Origin of the sequence: Butyricicoccus sp. Marseille-Q5471 (assembly GCF_951230135.1) — a bacterium.
Classification (GTDB): Bacteria; Bacillota; Clostridia; order Oscillospirales; family Butyricicoccaceae; genus Agathobaculum.
In genome coordinates this window covers 195,712-215,642 of record NZ_CATNVC010000004.1, presented here as the reverse complement: position 1 = coordinate 215,642, position 19,931 = coordinate 195,712, and the positions used below count along the sequence as shown (strand labels likewise).

18 protein-coding genes are annotated in these 19,931 nt (G+C 56.9%); 6 read left to right on the top strand and 12 right to left on the bottom strand.

Translation table 11 applies throughout. The features are described 5' to 3' along the window. Positions 1-146 precede the first annotated feature (146 nt). The 3 genes from QOX26_RS07220 to QOX26_RS07210 are packed head-to-tail and all read left to right on the top strand — an operon-like array spanning position 147 to position 2,924. The gene (locus tag QOX26_RS07220) at positions 147-1,274 is read left to right on the top strand and encodes an iron-containing alcohol dehydrogenase (RefSeq protein ID WP_283674298.1); all 1,128 of its coding nucleotides are present in this window, start codon (positions 147-149) and stop codon (positions 1,272-1,274) included. After that, positions 1,274-2,215, top strand: coding sequence for an AEC family transporter (locus QOX26_RS07215; protein WP_283674297.1), 942 nt, complete (start codon positions 1,274-1,276; stop codon positions 2,213-2,215). The genes QOX26_RS07220 and QOX26_RS07215 overlap by 1 nt, the downstream gene beginning before the upstream one ends. A gap of 55 nt (positions 2,216-2,270) precedes the next feature. Then, positions 2,271-2,924: a GntR family transcriptional regulator gene (locus QOX26_RS07210; RefSeq protein ID WP_283674296.1), complete on the top strand. Its 654-nt coding sequence runs from the start codon at positions 2,271-2,273 to the stop codon at positions 2,922-2,924. A gap of 304 nt (positions 2,925-3,228) precedes the next feature. On the opposite strand, the gene QOX26_RS07205 is transcribed toward QOX26_RS07210, so the two are convergent. The 3 genes from QOX26_RS07205 to QOX26_RS07195 are packed head-to-tail and all read right to left on the bottom strand — an operon-like array spanning position 3,229 to position 5,016. After that, entirely contained in the window at positions 3,229-3,369 is a 141-nt protein-coding gene (locus QOX26_RS07205) for a hypothetical protein (RefSeq protein WP_283674295.1), read from the bottom strand. 26 nt (positions 3,370-3,395) lie between these two features. Then, a complete protein-coding gene (locus QOX26_RS07200; RefSeq protein ID WP_283674294.1) occupies positions 3,396-4,769 on the bottom strand; it encodes a ferrous iron transporter B in 1,374 nt (457 codons plus the stop codon). Between the two features lie 16 nt (positions 4,770-4,785). Next, on the bottom strand, positions 4,786-5,016 hold the full coding sequence (locus tag QOX26_RS07195; RefSeq protein WP_283674293.1) for a FeoA family protein: 231 nt from the start codon (positions 5,014-5,016) through the stop codon (positions 4,786-4,788). A 115-nt stretch (positions 5,017-5,131) separates the two neighbouring features. Between QOX26_RS07195 and QOX26_RS07190 the strand changes: the two genes are divergently transcribed. Together QOX26_RS07190 and QOX26_RS07185 are read left to right on the top strand one after the other, a co-directional pair. After that, positions 5,132-5,647, top strand: a complete 516-nt coding sequence (locus QOX26_RS07190; RefSeq protein WP_442870213.1) for a metal-dependent transcriptional regulator — start codon at positions 5,132-5,134, stop codon at positions 5,645-5,647. Positions 5,648-5,813: 166 nt separating this feature from the next. Continuing rightward, positions 5,814-6,017 (top strand): hypothetical protein, encoded by a 204-nt coding sequence (locus QOX26_RS07185; RefSeq protein WP_283674292.1) that lies wholly within the window; start codon positions 5,814-5,816, stop codon positions 6,015-6,017. Positions 6,018-6,092: 75 nt separating this feature from the next. Here the strand turns inward: QOX26_RS07185 and QOX26_RS07180 are convergent, their stop codons facing one another. The 4 genes from QOX26_RS07180 to uxaC are packed head-to-tail and all read right to left on the bottom strand — an operon-like array spanning position 6,093 to position 10,356. Further along, on the bottom strand, positions 6,093-7,394 hold the full coding sequence (locus tag QOX26_RS07180) for a TRAP transporter large permease (protein WP_283674291.1): 1,302 nt from the start codon (positions 7,392-7,394) through the stop codon (positions 6,093-6,095). A 1-nt stretch (position 7,395) separates the two neighbouring features. Further along, positions 7,396-7,869 carry a TRAP transporter small permease gene (locus QOX26_RS07175; protein WP_283674290.1) on the bottom strand — a complete coding sequence of 158 codons (474 nt, stop codon included), beginning with the start codon at positions 7,867-7,869 and terminating at the stop codon, positions 7,396-7,398. A 15-nt stretch (positions 7,870-7,884) separates the two neighbouring features. Next, entirely contained in the window at positions 7,885-8,916 is a 1,032-nt protein-coding gene (locus tag QOX26_RS07170) for a TRAP transporter substrate-binding protein (RefSeq protein WP_283674289.1), read from the bottom strand. A gap of 39 nt (positions 8,917-8,955) precedes the next feature. Then, positions 8,956-10,356: a glucuronate isomerase gene (gene uxaC, locus QOX26_RS07165; RefSeq protein ID WP_283674288.1), complete on the bottom strand. Its 1,401-nt coding sequence runs from the start codon at positions 10,354-10,356 to the stop codon at positions 8,956-8,958. Positions 10,357-10,537: 181 nt separating this feature from the next. On the opposite strand from uxaC, the gene QOX26_RS07160 reads away from it, so the two are divergent. Then, positions 10,538-11,395, top strand: a complete 858-nt coding sequence (locus tag QOX26_RS07160) for an AraC family transcriptional regulator (RefSeq protein ID WP_283674287.1) — start codon at positions 10,538-10,540, stop codon at positions 11,393-11,395. Between the two features lie 46 nt (positions 11,396-11,441). Here the strand turns inward: QOX26_RS07160 and QOX26_RS07155 are convergent, their stop codons facing one another. The 5 genes from QOX26_RS07155 to QOX26_RS07135 all read right to left on the bottom strand — a co-directional run bounded on the left by QOX26_RS07155 (position 11,442) and on the right by QOX26_RS07135 (position 19,919). Further along, a complete protein-coding gene (locus QOX26_RS07155) occupies positions 11,442-13,103 on the bottom strand; it encodes an ABC transporter ATP-binding protein (protein WP_283674286.1) in 1,662 nt (553 codons plus the stop codon). Beyond that, the gene (locus tag QOX26_RS07150; protein WP_283674285.1) at positions 13,090-14,856 is read right to left on the bottom strand and encodes an ABC transporter ATP-binding protein; all 1,767 of its coding nucleotides are present in this window, start codon (positions 14,854-14,856) and stop codon (positions 13,090-13,092) included. The genes QOX26_RS07155 and QOX26_RS07150 overlap by 14 nt, the downstream gene beginning before the upstream one ends. Next, a complete protein-coding gene (locus QOX26_RS07145; RefSeq protein WP_283674284.1) occupies positions 14,853-15,329 on the bottom strand; it encodes a MarR family winged helix-turn-helix transcriptional regulator in 477 nt (158 codons plus the stop codon). The genes QOX26_RS07150 and QOX26_RS07145 overlap by 4 nt, the downstream gene beginning before the upstream one ends. Positions 15,330-15,467: 138 nt before the next feature. Beyond that, on the bottom strand, positions 15,468-18,380 hold the full coding sequence (locus tag QOX26_RS07140; protein WP_283674283.1) for an EAL domain-containing protein: 2,913 nt from the start codon (positions 18,378-18,380) through the stop codon (positions 15,468-15,470). Between the two features lie 339 nt (positions 18,381-18,719). Then, positions 18,720-19,919 carry an MFS transporter gene (locus QOX26_RS07135; protein WP_283674282.1) on the bottom strand — a complete coding sequence of 400 codons (1,200 nt, stop codon included), beginning with the start codon at positions 19,917-19,919 and terminating at the stop codon, positions 18,720-18,722. Between the last annotated feature and the right edge of the window lie 12 nt (positions 19,920-19,931).

Sequence of the window (19,931 nt, the reverse complement as noted above, 5' to 3'; positions counted from 1 at the left end):
AACTTTAATTTCATGCACTTTTTGCTTATTAAAATCGCATTTTGGCTGAGTTTTAGCTTAAAAATTAAATATTGACATCTGTTTGAACACAAGATAAATTGTATACAGTATACAAATAAATTTAAAATATGCAGGAGGGTTATTCCATGAAAAATTTACGGCTGACCGGCAGGCGGCTCGTTACGGGCGCAGATGCACTCGATGCACTCGGTGAATTATCCTTTACCCGCGCGTTACTCATAACAGGGGGGGCATCCATGTTTCGCAACGGCGCGATTGACCGTGCTAAAGCGTTGCTCGCCCCCCGCGGGACGGTTGAGGTATACAGCGGCGTCGGCGCGAACCCTACGCAGGACGAGGTGGAAAAAGGCCTTGCCGTCATGCGCGCGTTCCGCCCCGATTTGGTCATCGCTCTCGGCGGCGGCTCAGCCATTGACGCGGCCAAAGCCATGCTTCTCTTCTATGAATGGCCCGAACTCAACTTTAGCAATGTGTTTTCTACACCGTTGCCGCAGGAGCGCCAAAGCACCGCATTTGTTGCCGTACCCTCCACCTCGGGCACCGCGAGTGAGGTCACTCATGTCACCGTAATCACCTTTCCCGAACGCGGACAAAAGCTCGCCATTAAAACCGAAGCGCTCCGCCCTGACATCGCAATTTTAGACGGCAGTCTCTGCATTTCCCTGCCTGCGCATATTGCAGCAGAGACCGGTATGGATGCGCTGACACATGCGATAGAGTGTTATACCAACCGTGCCAAGGACACGTTTACCGATGTACTTGCCCGCGGTGCGATTGAGGGCATTTTAGCTACGCTGCCACAATCTGTACACAAGGGTGACCTCGAAAGCCGTCAAAAGATGCATGAATACTCCTGCATGGCGGGCATGGCATTTTCCAATGCCGGTCTTGGTATGGTGCACGGCATTTCGCACGCCTTTTCCGCACGGTATAACACCGCCCATGGACTGGCCAATGCTGTAATCTTGCCTTATGTGCTCGATTACAATCGCCGTAACCCATGGGTCGCGGTGCAACTCGCACAGCTGTCTGCCGCCCTGGGCGGGGATGCAGTAGAACAGGTGCGTGCCCTATCCACTGCAGTCAGCATTCCGACCTGTTTGCGCGATGCCGGCATCAGCGAGCAAGTCTTTTTACGCGACGAGCAAGCGCTCATCACGGACAGTCTGCTTGGTTCAACTGCCGTAAATCCCATCCCGATGACGGCTCAAACCATCGCACCGATTGTGCGCGCAGCCTATTACGGAAGCTGATGGAAACCGCGTTGCTGACCGTGCATCAAGTTGTTCTGATGCTGCTGATGATTGCCGTCGGAGCCGCCTGTGCACGGCTTCAATGGTTCACCGATGAGGTTGCACATGGGCTGAGTCGTTTTTTGCTGGGTTTTGTCACACCTGCTCTGCTGTTGAACGCCTTTTATCAGCCCTTTGATGCATATATGGCACACGGATTGTTACTCTCCGGCGTGTTGGGCGTGCTGTTCCATGCGTTGGCCGCCCTGCTGGCACAGCTGCTGCTTCGCAAAGGGACAGTGGAGGAGCGCGCTATTGCCCGCATGGGGGCGGTGTATTCCAACTGTGGCTTTATGGCATTCCCGCTTGTGCATGCCGTGCTCGGCGACAAAGGCGTTTTTTATGGCAGCGCATTTGTCGGTGTATTCAATATATTTTTATGGACGCACGGCCGCGCACTGCTTCTCGGCCGCAAGGGTATCAATCTCAAAAAAGCAGTGTGTAATCCGGGTGTGCTCGGTACAATCGCAGGCGCACTGCTGTATTTCACACGCCTTCCGCTGCCGGACATCGCCGCTGATTTGATTTCGTCGCTCGCTTCCCTTAACACGCCGCTGGCGATGATGGTCACCGGCGTATTCCTCGCCAAGTGCCGCCCGAGTGCGCTGCTGCATCCGCGTGTGTTTTTCCCCGCTGTGCTGCGCATGGCCGTGCTGCCCGGGACGTTTGTCGCGCTCTTGTGGTTGTGCGGCGTTGCACACTGGGGCACGCAGGGTGCGGCGCTGGCACTGACCGCAACGCTGTGCGCCGGCTGTCCATCCGCTGCATCAAGCGTACTGATGACCTCGTCGCTTGGTATGGATTCCGCTTACGGCGCTCAAATTATTTTGGCCACAAGCGTTCTGTCCCTCATTACCGTTCCGCTGCTTACATTTGCCGTATCATATCTGTTTCAAGGTTGACGCACAGTACTCCAATACTGTATACTGGATACATATTTTCGGGAGGTGTATCGCCTTGGCACTCAAGAATATTAAAAAAGAGCCATCTCTTGCAGATCGCGCCTATGTAGCAATCAAAGCCTCAATTATTTCCAACGAGCTTGCTCCGGGCGCTGTTTTGGCAGAGGAAACACTGGCAGATCAGCTTGGCATCAGCCGCACCCCCATCCGCGCAGCATTGCAGCGGCTGCTGTTTGAGGAAATCGTCGTACAGCGCAGCAAAAATCTGGTCGTATCTGATGTAACGCAGCATGATGTGCGGGATGTCAGCATCGTGCGCGTCCAGCTTGAGCCGCTCTCCGCTCGACTAATCGGGCAAAACGGAGGGCTGACACAAAAGCAGCTTGAGCGTCTGCATGCCTGCAACGATAAGCAGGTTGCCGCCGCCGAAGCGGGCGGTGCCGAGGCGTTTCTTGAACAGGATTACCTGTTTCATATCATGCTTGCACAGCTTTCCGGCAATAGCTTTCTGGTTGATTTGGTCGAGCGCAGCAACTTGATTTTCAAGCGTTTTCACACGCTTTCCGGTACACTGATGCAAAACAGCGTTGCTGCAAGTGCGGAGCATCATATCATTCTTGATGCGCTGTCTGAGCAGGATTTTGGACGTGCGGAGCTGGCGATTCGACATCATCTTGAAAATGTAAACACGCGTTTTTTCGGCGCATAAATTGGATACATGATTCTCTTATCGGTGTAGCTCCCGGTTGGTGGCAGCATACCGTGCGTTTAAAACAAATCATAATAGAAGAGCGGGTATCTGTGCGGTGCAGATACCCGCTTGTTTCAGTTCAAGGCTTAATTTCTAATTTAACATGCTGCTTTTGCAGACGGAACAGGGGCGGCGCATGGCTAAACAGGAAAGTAAGCTGACCGAGGGTTGCATTGCGATTATGCTCAGTCAGATTCAGCCGTATTTATCTGTCGCTGGGAAAAATGCGGTTTGATGACGACCTTATGATTGCCTATGACATTCAGACCACGGAATTTCTCATTCCTGCGCTGACGGTGCAGCCGTTGGTAGAGAACGCGGTCAAATACGGTGTCGGCAAAAAGGTGAGCGGCGGCACGCTCGACATGCAGAGCACCAAGGATGTGGGCACAATCGCCACCATCCGGCTGCCGAGGGATAACAGATCATTTACGCTCCCTGCCACCGGACTGCGGCAGGGAGCGTTTTATTGCGCACGCGCATCCACTTTTCACCCATGCACATGGTTAGCGCCTGCTTGCCGCAGGCGTGGCAGCGCTTGAAGGGTTGATCCAGATTATAAGCCACGCGCGGCAGATATCCTGCGTCCTCCAGCAGGGTGAAGAGCGGGAAGAAAATCGCCATCGGCGGCAGCATGACCGAGACGACCCATGCGAGCACCCGATACACACCCAAAATAAGCATGCCGTGCAGCCATTCGGGCGCACCAAAATAGTGGAATACATCGGTCAGCCGCTCCTGCACCCAAAACAGCGCGTCAGCCAGCAGCTGGGACGGATAATTCGCGCCCGTGATGGTCAGCCAGAATACGACCGCGAGCAACGCCAGCATCAGCGGATACCCCGCCCATTTGCTCGTCAGCACGCGGTCGATGCGCTGATCGGTGCTGTTGTATACGTCCCGCTGTCGTGTGACCGTGTCCATGCAGACCTCCTCGGCCGCAAGCACGAGCGAGGACACAATCTGATCCTTCAGCCGGTCGGCGGTGATGTCCTGCGCGGCGAGCAATTCACCCGCCTGGTCGAGCGCGGCAATCAGCTCCTCATTTTGCAGCAGGTCTTCGCCGAAATATGCGTCAATTTCGGCAAGCAGTGACGGATCGCGGTCGAGCAGGCGCAGGCTGAGCCATCGGCTGCGCAGCCGGCCGTCGGTCAGGCGCGTGACCACCGGTTCAACCACTGCAATCGCATCCTCGATGGCCTTGGGATAGCGCACGCACAGCGGCCTTCCGGCAGGCGGTGCGTCAATCACGTGATCGACCCCGCGCATCAGCTCGTCGAGCGTTTTGCGGCGGCGCGCAATCGTCCCGATGACCGGCACACCAAGCTGTTTGGACAGACCGGTAAGGTCGATGCGGATGTTTTTGCGCCGCGCCTCGTCCATCAGGTTAACGCATACCACGACACGGTCGGAGATTTCGAGCGTTTGCAGCACCAGATTGAGGTTGCGCTCAAGACAGGTTGCGTCGCACACGACGACGACGGCATCGGGGTCGCCGAAGCACAGAAAGTTCCGCGCGACCTCCTCCTCGGCCGAGTGTGCCATCAGCGAATATGTACCGGGGATATCCACCATCACATACGAATGATGTGCAGTGGCGCAATATCCCTGTGCATTGGTCACGGTCTTGCCGGGCCAGTTGCCGGTATGCTGATTTAAGCCGGTCAGGCTGTTGAACACCGTGCTCTTGCCGACGTTCGGATTGCCCGCCAGCGCAACAACGCGGTCGGTTTCACTCTGCTTTTTGATGGTCAGTCCGGCGTCCACGGCCTTGATGCTGACCGCCGCATTGGTCAAACCCATGTTCCCTCTCCCTTCTTCAGCAGGTCAGAATATTGGCGCAGTCCTCCGAGCGGATGGCAATCACCGCGCCGCGAATCAGAAAAGCGGAGGGGTCGCCGCTGGGACTGCGGCCAAGGCACTCCACGGGCGTATTATCAATTAACCCGATGTCCAGCAGGCGGCGGCGCATGCTTCCGGTCGCGCGCAGCTCGCGTACGATGGCGGTCTGGCCCGGCTGCAGCTGGCTCAGGCAAGTGGTTTCTATCATAATGCTCTCTCCTCGGCAATAGATTTAGCGTAGGAAAACTTTGTTTCCTAATGCATGGTATTCTGCATCCGGACGGATGGTGACGATTCATGCGGCAAGGGAGGGAGGAAATCAAATGGAGGGCGCGGACGGCTTTTATACGCTCAAGGGTTATCAGGACAACGCCAAAAACGAACTGACTCCGGCCATGGAGGACTATTTGGAAATGATTTGCCGACTGATTGAGGAGAGCGACGTGGTACGTACGAGCGAGCTTTCGGCGCATTTGCATGTTAAACCCTCGTCGGCTTCTAAAATGATTGGGCAGCTGCGGGACGCGGCTTATATCGACGCGGAAAAATACGGCTACATCCGCCTGACGGAAAAAGGGCGCCGCGCAGGCGGCTATCTGCTGTACCGCCATCGGGTGTTGCAGCGGTTTTTGTGTGCGCTCAACCAAAGCGAAAATCAGCTTGAGCAGGTTGAGAAGATTGAGCACTTTCTCGACCGTGCAACGGTGGAAAACCTGGACGCGCTGACCACGCGACTCGAGACGGAACGCAGGCAGCCGGGAGGATTTTTTACTAAAAACGGGTCTGAGAAACTGTGCGATATGCGCAATGGGGACGAAAATCAAGTCGATTATTTGTAATTTGTGACGATTTTGTGCTTGCGGCGGGGAGAAGTATGGTGATATAATCATAATGGAGAGAGATGAGCGCGTTCGGAAAAGCCCGCAGGATTTTGTGCGGGCTGCGCGTGTCGTCTGTATCCAATATACCGCTGTGGAAAGTGTTTCCGAGCAGAAGGACTGGAGCATGAAAAAGAAGCAATCCGACGTTTATCTGACCATACCGGAATTTGCGCGCGCCCACCATGTTTCGGTTGGACGGCTCAAGGAGTTGTGCGAAAACCGGCAGATGCAGGGCGCGGTGCGTTTCGGGCGGGTCTGGATGCTGCACGAAAACGCCCATGTCATATCAGCATTGCCGGACGTGGAGCAGACAACAACCGTAAAATAGAAAAAGAGCCTGCGGATTCAATCCGCAGGCTCTTTTTCAAGAGGAAATATAGGAAATGAGTAAAGGAATAGGGGGTTATGCAAGTCCCGCCGCGATGGGCAAACACATACTGATTGCCGGGATATAGGTGACCAGCAGCAGTCCGAGCAGAATCGCAACATAGTAAAACAGCATATAGGGCATGACCTTGGCGAGCGATGTGCGCCCTACCTTGATTGCCACGAACAGCGTGTTGCCAACCGGCGGTGTGATGTTGCCGATGCACAGGTTATAGACCAGCACCAGACCGAAGTGGATGGGATCCATACCGAAGCTGCGCACGATAGGCAGGAACAGTGGGGTGAAAATCAGGATGGCGGGGGTCACGTCCATGAACGTGCCGGCGATGAGCAGGATGACGTTCATAATCAGCAGGATGATAACCGGGTTGCTTGTCACGCCCATCAGCGCGTCGGACACGGCCTGCGGAATCTGCGTGAAGGCCATCACCCAGCCGAGAATGTTGGACACACCGATGAGGAACACAACCATGCCGCTCATTTTGGCGCTGTCCACCAGCGTATCCCAGAAGGATTTAAGTGAGATGTTTTTGTAACAGATGCCAAGAATCAGCGCATATACCACCGCGATGGCCGAGCCTTCTGTCGCGGTGAACACACCGGCTACGATGCCGCCGATGACCACAACAATCAGCGACAGGGCGGGAATGGCATGCAGAGTAGCACGGCCGAGCGCCTTCCAGTCAAACTTGCCGGCAACGCCGGTGTAGCCCTTTTTGCGGGCAATCAGCACGGCGACGACCAGACAGCACAGCACCCACAGGATACCGGGAATATAGCCGCCGATGAACAGCGCCGCAACCGAGGTGCCGCCCGAGGCGAGGGAATAAGTAATCAGTGCGTTGGAAGGGGGAATCAGCAGGCCGGAGGGAGCGGAAGAGCCGTTGGTGGCCGCGCACAGCGCCTTGTCGTAGCCCTGTTCCTCCTCGCCCTTTTCCACCATGCTGCCGACAGCGGCCGCCGCGGCCGAAGCCGAGCCGGAAATCGCGCCGAACAGCGCGTTTGCGCCGACGTTGGTCACAAGCAGCGCGCCGGGCAGCTTGCCGAGCAGCGCCATGACAAAGTCCACCAGCCGTTTGGCGATGCCGCCCTGATTCATCAGGTTGCCCGCCAGAATGAAGAAGGGGATGGCGGTCAGGCTGAATTTGCTCATGCCGACGAAGGTGCGCTGCGCGGCGGTGAGCACGGAAACATCAAGCGGTACGGTCTGCAAAATCGCGGTCAGTGCGGAAATACCGATTGCGTAGGAAATCGGCACGCCGACGATGAGCAGAATTGCCAGTACGGCGATGATAATCAGCAAAGATTGCATTGCCATGTTATGCAGCCTCCTTTCCGCGGCACAGGTCGATGATGTTCAAAACGGTGTAGGCCATGTTGAGCACGCCGCACAGCGGCAGCACGATGTAGAACACGCCCACGGGAACGCCCAGGCCGGAGGTCATCTGACCCATGGCAAGGCTTGTGATCTGCGCGCCGCCGAACAGCAGAATGACGGCGGAGAACAGGAAGGCGATGACCTCGCCCAGACACAGGAAGAACTTCTGCGCGGCGGGTTTCATGCGCTCGACCACGACGGGGATGTTCATGTGTCCGCGTTCACTGGTGACCAGCGAAGCGCCGAGCAGCGCCATCCACGCAAACAGGTAGGAAACCAGCTCCTCCGACCAGGAGGAGGGCTGCTTGAGTACGTAACGGGTCAGCACCTGCCAGCAGGTGAGCACGACCATGGCCAGAAAACTGGTTCCGGCCAGCGCATTGAGCGCACGGGTCAGTAAATTGCGTAGCTTCATGTTTGCGCACCTCCCTTAAGACGCTGTCGAGGGATATTCGGCATTGTATCCCTGAATTAAATCGTAAATCGGCTGCAGGTCGGGGTATTTGGCGAGGATGGCGTCATGCATCGGCGCGACCGCCTCCTGGAACGGTTTGGTGTCTGGATAGAGGAACTGCACGCCCTGCTCGTTCTGCGCCTTGTCCTTGGCGTTTTCGATTGCGGCGACCCATTCCTTACGCTCGACCTGATTGATGAGCGCAAAGCCCTCGTCAAACACGGCGCGCTCCTCGGCGCTCAGCCCGTCCAGAAACGCGCAGTTGCCGATGAGCAGATCAGGAATCATCTGGTGCATGTCGTAGGAGTAGTATTTGCATACGTCGCCGTGGCCGTTGTCGACCAGCGCCATCTCGTTGTTCTCCGCGCCGTCGATGATTTTGGACTGGAGCGCGGTGTATACGTCGCCGAAGCCCATCGGGGTGGCCGAGCCGCCCAGCAGGCGCATCATTTCAATGTTGGTGGGCGACTGCTGCACGCGGATTTTGAGTCCCTTCAGGTCGGCAGGGGTGTTGACCGGCTTGTTGATGGTGTAGAAATTGCGCGTGCCCGCGTCAATCCACGTGACCGACTCGAAGCCCGCCTTCTTGGTGGAGTCGAAAATCGGACCGGTGACGGCCTCATCGTCCATCGCAGCGTGGTACGCATCCGCGCTTGCGAAGAGATACGGCATGTTGAACAGCGTGTAGTTCTCGGAGAAAGTCTCGAGAATCGAATTGCTGGCTACGCAAAAGTCGATTGCGCCGGTCTGCGTCAGCTGCACCATATCGGTCTGTGAGCCGAGCAGCTCGCTCGGATAAACCTGCACGTCATATTTGTCGCCAAGCTTGCTTTCAATGAAGGATTCAAACTCAAGCAGAGCGATATGCGTGGGATGGTTGGTGGACTGGTTGTGCCCGATGCGGATGATGCGTCGGTCGCCCGATGCGGAGGCTGCGCAGCCGCCGAGTGCGGGCAGGGCGGTCAAAGCCGCCAGTGCAAGCGCCGTCAGGCGCAGTTTGATGTTCATGGTTCCTCCTTTACTCTGTGAAACGAGTGAAAACGCCGATCAGCCGTTCAAACCGATATATTCGGCCGCATTTTGGAAGCAAATCCCCTGAATCATGCGTCCCAGCGTGTCATAATCGGCGGGTGCCATGCCTTCTGCCACCCAGCCGCCGACCAGACGGCACAGGATGCGGCGGAAATATTCGTGGCGCGGATAGCTGAGGAAGGAGCGGCTGTCGGTCAGCATGCCGATGGAGCGGCTGAGCACGCCGATGCTCGAAAGCGACTTGAGCTGTGCGAGCATGCCCTCAAAGTGGTCGTTGAACCACCATGCCGAGCCGAATTGGATTTTGCCGGCGACCGTACCGTCCTGGAAGCAGCCGGCGGCGGCAATCAGCTTGTCATTATCGGCGGCGTTCAAGGTATACAGCACGGTGCGCGGCAGCAGGTCACGCGTCGCAAGGCGGTCGAGCAGCGCCGCAAGCGATGCGGTGGACACGGTGTCACCAATTGAGTCGCAGCCTACGTCTGGGCCGAGGTTTACGAACTGGCGGGTGCTCAGGTTGCGCTCCGCACCCAAATGCAGCTGCATGACAAAGCCGTGCTGCACATACAGCTCGCCCAGCAGATTCATCACATAGGACTGGTAGGCCGAAACCTCGTAATCGGTCGGTTTTGCGCCTGCAAGTGCCGTTTCCATTGCGGTCTGGGCGGCGGTTTCGTCCCAGACAGTGAAGTCGGGCGCGCCGAAGGAGTGGTCGGACAGGCGGCAGCCTTCTGTGGCAAAATAAGTACAGCGGCGGGACAGCGCGTCGCCCAAATCGGAAAGCGTACGGATTGCAATGCCTGCCGCTCCACTGAGCCGCTCAATGTAAGCGGCATACTCCTTGTTTTCGATGTGGAGCGATTTGTCGGGGCGGAAGGTGGGCAGCACTTTGACGTCAAACCCCTCGTCCTGCCGCAGCAGGCGGTGGTATTGCAGATCGTCCGCCGGATCGTCCGTGGTGCACAGCGCACGCACGTTGCTGTCGGTAATCAGCGAGCGGGCGGTCGCGGTGCGCAGCGTTTCGTTCGCCTTTTCCCAGATTTCGTCCGCGGTCTGCGCACTGAGCAATGTGTCGATGCCGAAAAACCGTTTGAGCTCCAGATGCGACCAGTGATAAATCGGGTTGCCGACCAGTTCGGGCATGATTGCGGCAAAACGGTCGAATTTTTCACGGAACGAAGCGTTGCCGGTGATGTACTGCTCGGGCACGCCGCAGGCACGCATCAGCCGCCATTTGTAGTGATCCCCGGCGAGCCACGCCTCACCGATGCTTGAAAAGGAACGGTTTTCGTAAATCTCCTTGGGGTCGAGATGGCAGTGATAGTCAAAAATCGGCATGGATGCGGCAAAATCGTGATACAGCGTGCGGGCGGGTTCGGTATTGAGCAGAAAATCTTCTGTGATGAAAGTGTTCATGATCCATTACTTCCTTTCGTGGTCAATGGGCCGCACCGCCTTGGCCTTCGGTGGGCGTTCCCCCTTTACTTAACATCAGTATAGCAGACCGCGAACGGCGTTCACGTGGCATATCCTGCTTGAAAACCAGTGAAAATTGCGATATAATTTATATATAATCAAAATTCGGAGGTGTTTTTTGGTGATTTCGACGAGGAGTGAATTCAATACGCGGCAGACGATGGAGGAGAAGCACTTCGAGTGCTATCACTATCTGGATCCTATCCCGCCTCTGGTGGATTTTCATGAGCACGAGTTTTATGAGGTGTATTTTTTCCTTGGAGGGGACGTGTCCTACATCATTGACGGACGCACCTATCAGCTGCGCCCGGGGGATATTCTGCTGACCGATAACCGGGATATTCATCGACCCAATATTCATCCCGGCAAGCCTTATGAGCGATATGTTCTCTGGGTTCATCCGGATTTTATTGCGCAGCAGCTGGAATTGGGGGATAATCTGTCCGCCTGCTTTTTGGACGCCGATCAAAAGGGGCACAAGCTTATCCGGCCGGACAGCGCGACGCTTTCGCACCTCAAGGGCATCTGTGAAAAAATTCTGCGTGCACAGAGCGAGCAGGCGTTCGGCAGCCGCACACTGTCCTATGCCTATATGACGCAGTTCCTTGTCTACCTTAACCGTGCATATTTTGCCACGCCCGCCAACCTCGATCAGGATGTAACGGAGAACGAAAAGGTCAATCAGGTGGTGGCGTACATCAACGAAAACCTGCAGGAGGATTTGACGCTCGACCAGATTGCAGGTGCGCTTTACATCAGCAAATACTATCTCAACCATCTGTTCAAGGCGTATACAGGACTGAGTCTCTATCAGTTTATCATCAAAAAACGTCTGGTCAGGGCGCGGGACATGCTGCGGGAAGGCTATCCGGTCATGGATGCGTGCCTGCAATGCGGGTTTAATGACTATTCTAACTTCCTCAAGGCCTTTAAGCGAGAATTCGGCCGCAGTCCCAAGGAGTTTAGCAGCCCGCGATAGGGAAGCAGCAAAAAAGTCAGGCACAAGCCTGACTTTTTTTATGTGTTTATGCGGTTTCGCCGTGAATATGAATCAGGCGGCCGACGGAGGTCTGCTCGTACAGCCGATGGGAAATGGAGAGCACAGTACGGTTTGCCGACGCGCGTTCCAGCGCCTCAATGACGCGGCGCTCGGTGCCGGAGTCGAGGTTCGCCGTGATTTCGTCCAGCAGCAGGATTGCGGGATCGGCCGCCACTGCCCGCGCAATGGACAGCAGCTGAAACTGCCCCTGCGAAAAGAGACTGTCCGCCGCAGGTGTGTCATACCCCATGGGCAGGGCGAGAATGGCCTCGTGCAGGCCGACCAGTGCTGCGGCTCGCTCAATCTGCGCCTGCCCGATGGCGGGGTCAAACAGTGAAATCTGCTCGCCCACCGTGCCGCTGACGAGATGAAAGGTCTGCTCGACATAGCCGAACAGCCGCCGCTTTTCCGTGTCGGGAATCTCGTCCGCAGGTGCGCCGCACACGCTTACCTGTCCTGCATCTGGGCTGTACAGGCCGAGCAGCAGGCGAAACGCCGTGCTTTTGCCCGCGCCCGTCCGTCCGACGAGCGTCGCGGTTTCGCCCGCGCCGAGGTCAAAGCTCTGGTCGGTGAGCACCGGCTGCGCGGGGTCGTAGCCGAAGAAAACATGATGAAAACGAATGCGTGCGCCATCCCGCTGCAGCAGCTTGTCGCAGGTGAGGGTAGTATCGGCGGGTTTGCGCTCCGCCTGCCGCCGAAAAGCATTGATGCGCCGAATGTCCGCCACGGCCGACTGGATGTTCTGAATCTCCATGCCGATGCTCTCGAGCGGGTCGAACACCTTGCCCACATAGGCGATGATGGCGACCGCCGTGCCGACCGACAGGCCGAAAAACTGCTGCATTCCGCCGCCGATTGAAGCACAGATCATCATCACCGCAATGATGCACGAGCTGATGAAAATGATAATCGGGGAATAGAGTGCGTCATAGCGGTTGGAGGTTTCGGTCGCGCGGTAGCTTTCGCTGATGTACGCATCGTAGCGCTCCTCCATGTAGCGCTCACGGAACAGGGTGTGAATCATGCGGATGTTGCGGATGGTCTCGGGCACGTGGTTGTTGACCTTGCCGACAGCGACGCGGTTTTCCACCTGCGCGCCGAGCATGCGTGACTGGAAGTGCCGCGTCATCAGAAAAAGCAGCGGCGTGACAAGAAGCATCAGCACGCCAAGTCCCCGGCTCTTGACAAAAATGATGGCAACGATGCTGATGACCTTGCAGCCGTCCGCCGCCATGCTGATGATACCGTTGGTGAACAACGAATCAACCGCATCCACATCGCTGACGAAGCGCGAGGTAATCTTGCCGGCCTCGTTTTCGGTAAAGTAGGCAGCGGGCAGGCGGGACAGCTTGCGGCACATTTGCCGCCGCAGGCCGTGCGTCACCTTTTGTCCAAACACGGTGATGAGCACGTTCTGTGTGGCTTCAAACACACCCGAAATTGCGAGCACCCCGAAATACAGCAGCGCAAGGCGCAGCGTGACTGTCTGCCCGGCGGTCAGGCGGTTGACAATGCGCTCAAGCACGAGCGGCGGCAGCAGCGCAAAGCCGACCGCGCCGGCGATGCAGACGAGCAGGCCGAGCGTCAGTCCCGCTGCTTTGGCGGCAACCTCGCGCACGACTGACGCGAGTCCGTCATTTTTTCGCATGCGTTTCGCCTCCTGTCGTCTGCGCGCGGTACAGCGCGGCGTAGGTTTCGTTTTCACCCATGAGCTGCTCGTGCGTGGACACCGTTCCGCGACCGTTTTCCAGCCAAATCACCTGACTGAGCATTGGAAACAGGTGCAGACGGTGTGAAAACAGCAGAACAATCCGATTGGATGCGAGGGTGCGGAGGTTCTGCATGATTTGCTCTTCCGTTTTGCGGTCAACAGCGGAAAAGGGATCGTCAAGCAGGAGAAGCTGCCGCCCGTTGTACAGCGTGCGGGCGAGCGCCACGCGTGCCTGCTGCCCGCCGGAGAGCCGACCGCCGCCGCTGCCGGCAAAGGTTTCCGCGCCCTCCGGCATGCCGTCCACCTCGCCGTCGAGACAGACGGCGCGCAGATAGGGCGTAATTTCTCGCGCTTCACCCAGACGGATGTTTTCCCCGACGGTGTCGCTCATCAGCTCGGGTTGGTGTCCCAGATAGGAAATCAGACGGCTGCGCTCATAGGCGCTGAGCATGCTCAGCTCGGCGTCTCCCAGACGGATGCTGCCCTCGTACGGAGATTCGCACAGAAATGCCCGCGCGAGCGTCGATTTGCCCGCCGCCACCGGCCCTGTTACGCCAATCATCTCACCGGGAACCGCGGAAAAGGACAGATCGCGCAGAATTTCCCGACCGTCCGGATAGCCGAACGACAGGTGCTGCACGGTCAGCGGCCGCGGCTGCGTGAAATCCAAATCGGTTTGGGTGTCCGGCTCGATGTAGTCCTGCATCAGCGGCTTGATGCGCTGCCAGGACACCTGCGCCTTCTGCACCGCGCCGAGCAGCCGCGCCGCTTTAGAGGATTTGAGCGCGATTTTGGTGAAACAGGAGAAAAAGGTGGCGAAAGCCGCGACATCCCATGCTGTCCACCCAGTTCCCAACACATTTTTTGCACCGAGATAGAGAATCGGCACCGCGCCGCACATCGAAATGAGGTTGTAAATCGGCTGCATCGTGCTTTCCCAGAGGTTGGCCGCGACCGCCTTCTTTTCATAATCGCAAAGCCGCTGCTCGTAGGCTTCGTCGCGGTCGCCCTCGCGTCCGTGGACGCGGTAGGTGACGGCGTTGGTCACGCGGTCAAGCGTTGCGTCGTTCAGCGCACCCGCACTCTTCTTATAGGCCGCACTGCATCGTGTGACCACTGTTTTGAGCCGTCCGGCGATGAAATAGGCGGCGGGCGTGAACACGCAGGACAGCAGCGCGAGCCGCCAGTCGTAAGCGAACAACAGCGCGAGGTAGGCAATCAGCAGCACGCCGGTGTCGAACAGCTCGGTGGTGAATTTGCGCATGCCCTCGACGCAGGCGTCCACATCGCTGACCGCGCGGGTCATCGTTGCGCCCACGCTCTCCTCGGCAAGCGCCGCCTTGCTCTTGTGTACCAGACTGTTGTAGAGCATGTGCCGCATGTTGCGTGCGGTGTCGTTTGCGAAGCGACGCACATAAAACCGCTTGACGCAGCGCATGCCCTGCACGGCAAAAATGACCGCAAGATAAAGCGCAGCGAGCGACAGCATGTCGAAAAAGCGCTTCTCGCCGCGCATGATATCAAACAGCCGCTGGGCGAGCTGTCCCTCGAAATAAGGTCCTGCCGTCATGCCGATGTTGCAGAGCAGGCCGGATACTGTGACCACTGCAAGCGGCCATATTTCAAGCCGGAAATAGGAGAGGATGCGGTCAGGGTGGCTGACCTTTTGAATCGGCGTGTCCGCCCTCATAGGGACTCCGCCTTTCGTGCGTCAAAACGCGCGGTCAGGTGCGGAAAACCCGCCCGGCTTTCGGCCTTTGACCGTTCATAGAGCAGACCGAGCACCCGAGCAAACTCCTCGCGCTCTTGTGCGCAGAGCGATTCGGTCAGCCATTCATAGTACAGCGTTTCAACCGAGGCCTTGGATGCCTTGAGCGCATCGGCCTTGTCGGTGGCGTACAGCAGACGGCTGCGTCCGTCCGCCGGATTGGGCTTTCGCACGAGATACCCCTTGGCCTCCAGATTTGCCGCCCGCCGCGCTGCCGCACCCTTGTCCAGATGGAGCAGCTCACGGATGGCCGCCTGTGTGATGCCCGGATTTTTGCGCACCGCGTGCAAAAAATCGTATTCTGCAGTGCCGATTCCTTCGGCTTTGAGCATACGCACGGTGAATTTGCCCACCTCCCGCGCGATTTTGGTGATTTGCCGCTTGCTGTCATCCATCGTAATTCCCCCAAGTCACAAAAAAAGATGTACTGTCATCTAATTGGATGATAGTACATCTTTTTCGTCTTGTCAACCGGTAAGAAAAAACTGACGGGCGTACCCGTCAGTTTTTTGCCGACAAAAAGTAGACTGTGGTCAGGAGCGCAGCAGGCGGTCGTATTCCTCCGCCGGAACGGGGCGGGAAAAATAGTATCCCTGCGCATGATCGCAGCCGCTTTGTCGCAGAAAATCAAGCTGCTCCCGCGTCTCAACACCCTCGGCAACGGTGGAGAGGTGCAGTTCTCTGGACAGCGCAAGCACCGCCTGAATGACCGTCTGTCCGCGCTCGACATCGGCGCTCGGGCTGAGGAAGCCGCGGTCAAGCTTTACCTCATCAAAATTCATGTCCTTGAGCATGTTGAGCGAGGAATAGCCGCTGCCGAAATCGTCGATTGACACCTGCATACCCATGGCGTGTACGCCGTCAATCACGCGAATCAGATCGTGCCCGTTTTCCAGACAGGCGTATTCGGTGAATTCAATCACGAGCAGCCGGGGCGGCACTTGGCTGCGCGCAACCACATCGGCCAAATGAGTCAGGAAAGTGGGATCATACAGATGATTGCGCGAGAAATTGAGCGAAATCGGACGCGCATCGAGTCCCGCATCGAGCTGCGCGCGCAGCCGGCGGCATACCGCGTCCAGCATATAAAAATCCAGCTTGCTGATGAGGCCGTTTTTCTCAAACAGGCCGATGAAGCGGCCCGGCATAATCAGCTCATCACCGTGCCGCCAACGCACCAGTGCTTCCGCGCCGGAAATCTGTTCGGTTTGAATATCATATTTAGGCTGATAATACGCGATGAATTCCTCGTTTTCCAAACCGGTTTGCATGCGGGAAATCAGCATGGCATCCGCCAGCTGCTGTTGATGCACATGCTCGTCGAACACGCCGATAATGGATTCATAGTTGCCCTTGACGGTGCGCTTGGCTGCCTGCGCCCGGTCGCACATGGCAGAAATGGGGAGTGCAACATCGTCAATCGGATAAATGCCGTAGTTGAGAAGCAGGGGGTGTATCCCGTCCGCGCGGCGCAGGGCGGTGTTAAGTGTCATTGCGCGGCGGCGAACCTCGTCAATGCTGTCTGCGTGGAGCAGGCAGACAAAGTGATCGGCATAAAACCTTGCGCACAATTCCCCGCTTTCGCACAGCGCGGATTTGATGCTGTCAGACAGCAGCCGCAGCACTTCATCGCCGCGTGCAAAGCCGTACGTTGCATTGTAATGCGAAAAATCGTCAATATCAAAATCAAGGATGAACCAGCGTGCGTTGGGATCGTTGTCGATGCTGCGGCGCGCGGTCAGAGCGAAGCCGGTTTCGTTGTACAGTCCGGTGCGTTCATCCATGACCAACAGTTCATTGATGCGTTCCGCGGCCTCTCTGGCGAGCTCCGCCTTCTTTTTGGCGTCCGCTGACAGCAGCTCCGCCTGGCGAGACTGGTGCACAAAGGCGCGGAAAAACAGTATCAGCAGCAGAAGCAGCAAAAATAGCACCAAAATGATAATCAACGCCGTCGTCGTGGGCAGGCGGTTAATCATGGCCTCTAAGCTGCCGCTGCTTTTGATGGTGTTTTCAAGCGCATACTGATTGATGCGCGCATCCGTTACAGAGGACAGCGCTTTGTCGAGTGCGGAATGCAGCAGGTCGGCCGCGTCGTACTGCTCGCTCACGCCGATGGAGATGTTGCTGGTCACACCCTGCAGGGGGGTGCGAATCAGCTGCGTATAGCGTGTTTGCGCGAGATAATACCCCGCCGCGGTAGTCGTGACGATAATTTCATCTACTTCTCCCTTGTGCAGCGCTTCAAAGCATGCGGCAGGGGAGCTGTAGAACCGATAACGGGCGTTTGGGTTGTTTGCCACATCATCATATCCCGCGCAGTCGGCGAGCGTGCCGACGAGCGGGGTGGGATTGATTTCCCCCGGTTTGGTGATGCGCACAAGCTGCAGGGTCAGATACGGGTCGGTTGGGAGAATGCCGTAATCCTCAGCGGTGCGTGTCTCATAGGGAAAACAGGCGAGGATATCGCAGGCACCGGACGAAACCAGCTCGAGCACCTCGTCATAGCTGCCGGCATGCTGATAGACAAACTGTAGTCCGGTTTCGGCGGACAGCTCGGTGAAAACATCGGTCACAATGCCGGAAACCGTACCGGTAATCTTGTTGAATTCGAGGAGCGGATAGGATGCATCGCTGACGCAGACCCGTACGGGATCGGCGTTTTGCAGAAAAGCCAGTTCCTTTTTCGAAAAAGACGCCTGAGCTGAGTAGGTTTGGTGGTATTTGACGGAAAGCGCCTGTGCATAGTAGGGATTGTTAATCATAAGCGCGTTCATGCCCTGGTTGAGCGCGGACAGAACGTCGGTATTGCCTGCTGTCGTGATAAAATAAAAGGGTTCCGGAGCAAAATTGGCAATGATGCGCGTTTGACTGCCCGGCTGATAGCTGATGAGCACGCCGGCATCGGCCTCTCCGCTGAGCACGGCATCGGTCACATCGGGCACAGTCGCATAGTCCTGCTGGCGGCCAAGGGAAAACCCGCATTCCTCCGCATAGGCGGAAAGCTGCTCCACGACGAGGGAGGTACGCTCGGTTGCAACCGTTATACCGTTCAGAGCGGAAAAATCATCGCCGGTGAGCGGACTGTCATTGCGCACGAAAAGGGAGGTGAAGGTCTGTCCGGCCGGAAGGGCGGAGTAGGAATAGCGTTCGGTGCGCTCGTCCGAATATAACATGCAGCCCAAAAGATCAAGCTCGCCGTCGGCCAGCATGGACAGGCCGTCAGCCTGTGTCAGCGGCTGACCTGCGCTATTTTCGGTCACAAACTTGTAGGTCCAATCGGCGTATTTCGCAAGATCTGTCAGGTATTCGTAATTAAAACCATAGGGATGTCCGTGCGAATCCAGATCCTGATAACCGGGCAGCGCGTGCCAACCGACACGGATGACCCGCTTTTCAGCGGCAGATGCATGCTGCGGAAAGAACGGCAGCAGCAGGATCAGCACCATAAATAAAGGAAGCAAACGGAACAAACTTCGCCGCTTCATGGGAAGGCCACCTCTTTTCTCTTGTCGATTCCGCTAAAATACCCGTCATGCATGGCGGGTATGTATCAAACGATGGCAAGCGCGGGACGGGAATCATCCGCAAGCTGCTTTTATAGCTTACCTTATTTTTATGCATTCTTCAATTAAGAATTGATAAAAATTACATTTTTCGAGCAATTATGCGTCATGCAAAAAACGCGCAGGACAAGGCGTTTTCAGCGCGTCAGGGTGGGAAGATTCAGCAAAACAGGCCTGAAATAAGAAAAAAGTCTCAAACCGTAATGGCTTGAGACTTTTTTCTTATTGCTGCTGTGCAGTTGGCGCGCAGACCCGAACGGCGTTGCGCAGCGCAATCACCAGCACCAGCAGCGCGGGCACAAGCAGAATGCCCATGCCGATCCGCATGCCCACCCGTTCGGCGATTGCGCCGATCAGCGTCGGTGTAACGACCGAGCCGATGCCGGTCACGGTGACGAAAACACCCATGGCAAGCGGGTATTCGCCGAATACCCCGCCCGCGTTGGCCACAGTCGTGCCGTACATACCCGACAGCGCAAGCCCCAGACCGACCGTGCCAATCAGCATCGGAACAAGGCCGGTGCTCAGCAGCAGTACGCCCAGAAACAGCACAATGCCGGACGAGAGCAGCAGGATGATGCGCGGGGGCGAAAACCGACCCGCAAGCGCACTGCACGCAAAACGGCCGATGAGAATCGTGACCCAGAGCAGCGACGTGAGCAGCTGCGCGAACTCCTGCGTGGCAACGCCGGAATCGATGTAATAGGTCACCATCCAGCCCATGACCGAGGCCTCAACGCACAGGTAAAAGAACATGATGGCAGTCGAGCGGACAAAGCGCGGGTCACGCACAAAGCCAAACGAACCGCCGGATTGCCCCTGAGCATGCTCATACCGGATGCTGCCCATCTTCATAAAGGGCGAGGTGACCATAGAAACCACCCCGAGCACGATGACAGCGAGCACAGCGGTTTTCCAGCCGCTGTCCCCGTTCCGGGTGCAGAAAAGCGCTAAAAAGGGAGCCGAAACCGCGCCGATGGCAAAGAAACCGTGCAGCATATTGAGCGGAGCGGCCGAGCCGCCCGAGATTGTGCTGATGATTTGGTTGTTGTAATTGCTGACCGCGCCGCGCCCGATGCCGGTGAGCAGCAGCGCGAAGATGAGCAGCAGGGGATTGCCGGTCACAAGCGTGATGGCAAACCCGACAAACGGCAGCACATTGAGCGCGAGCAACGAGCGTTTAATGCCGATGGCCAGCGGCAGCAGTCCGGCAATCAGTCCGGTCAGCAGATTGCCGACCGAATGCGCTGAGATGAGCAGGCCGCCGGTGCGGTAATCCAGTTGGTACTCGGCCTTCAGCATCGGCAGAATCGAGCCGATCAGAATGACGAACACACCCTGAATCAGGTACAGAAAGAACAGGTTGCCAACCATATAGCGGTCGTTGGGCGCAAGGCTGCGGAAAAAAGATTGCTTTTTCATGGTTTCCTTTCC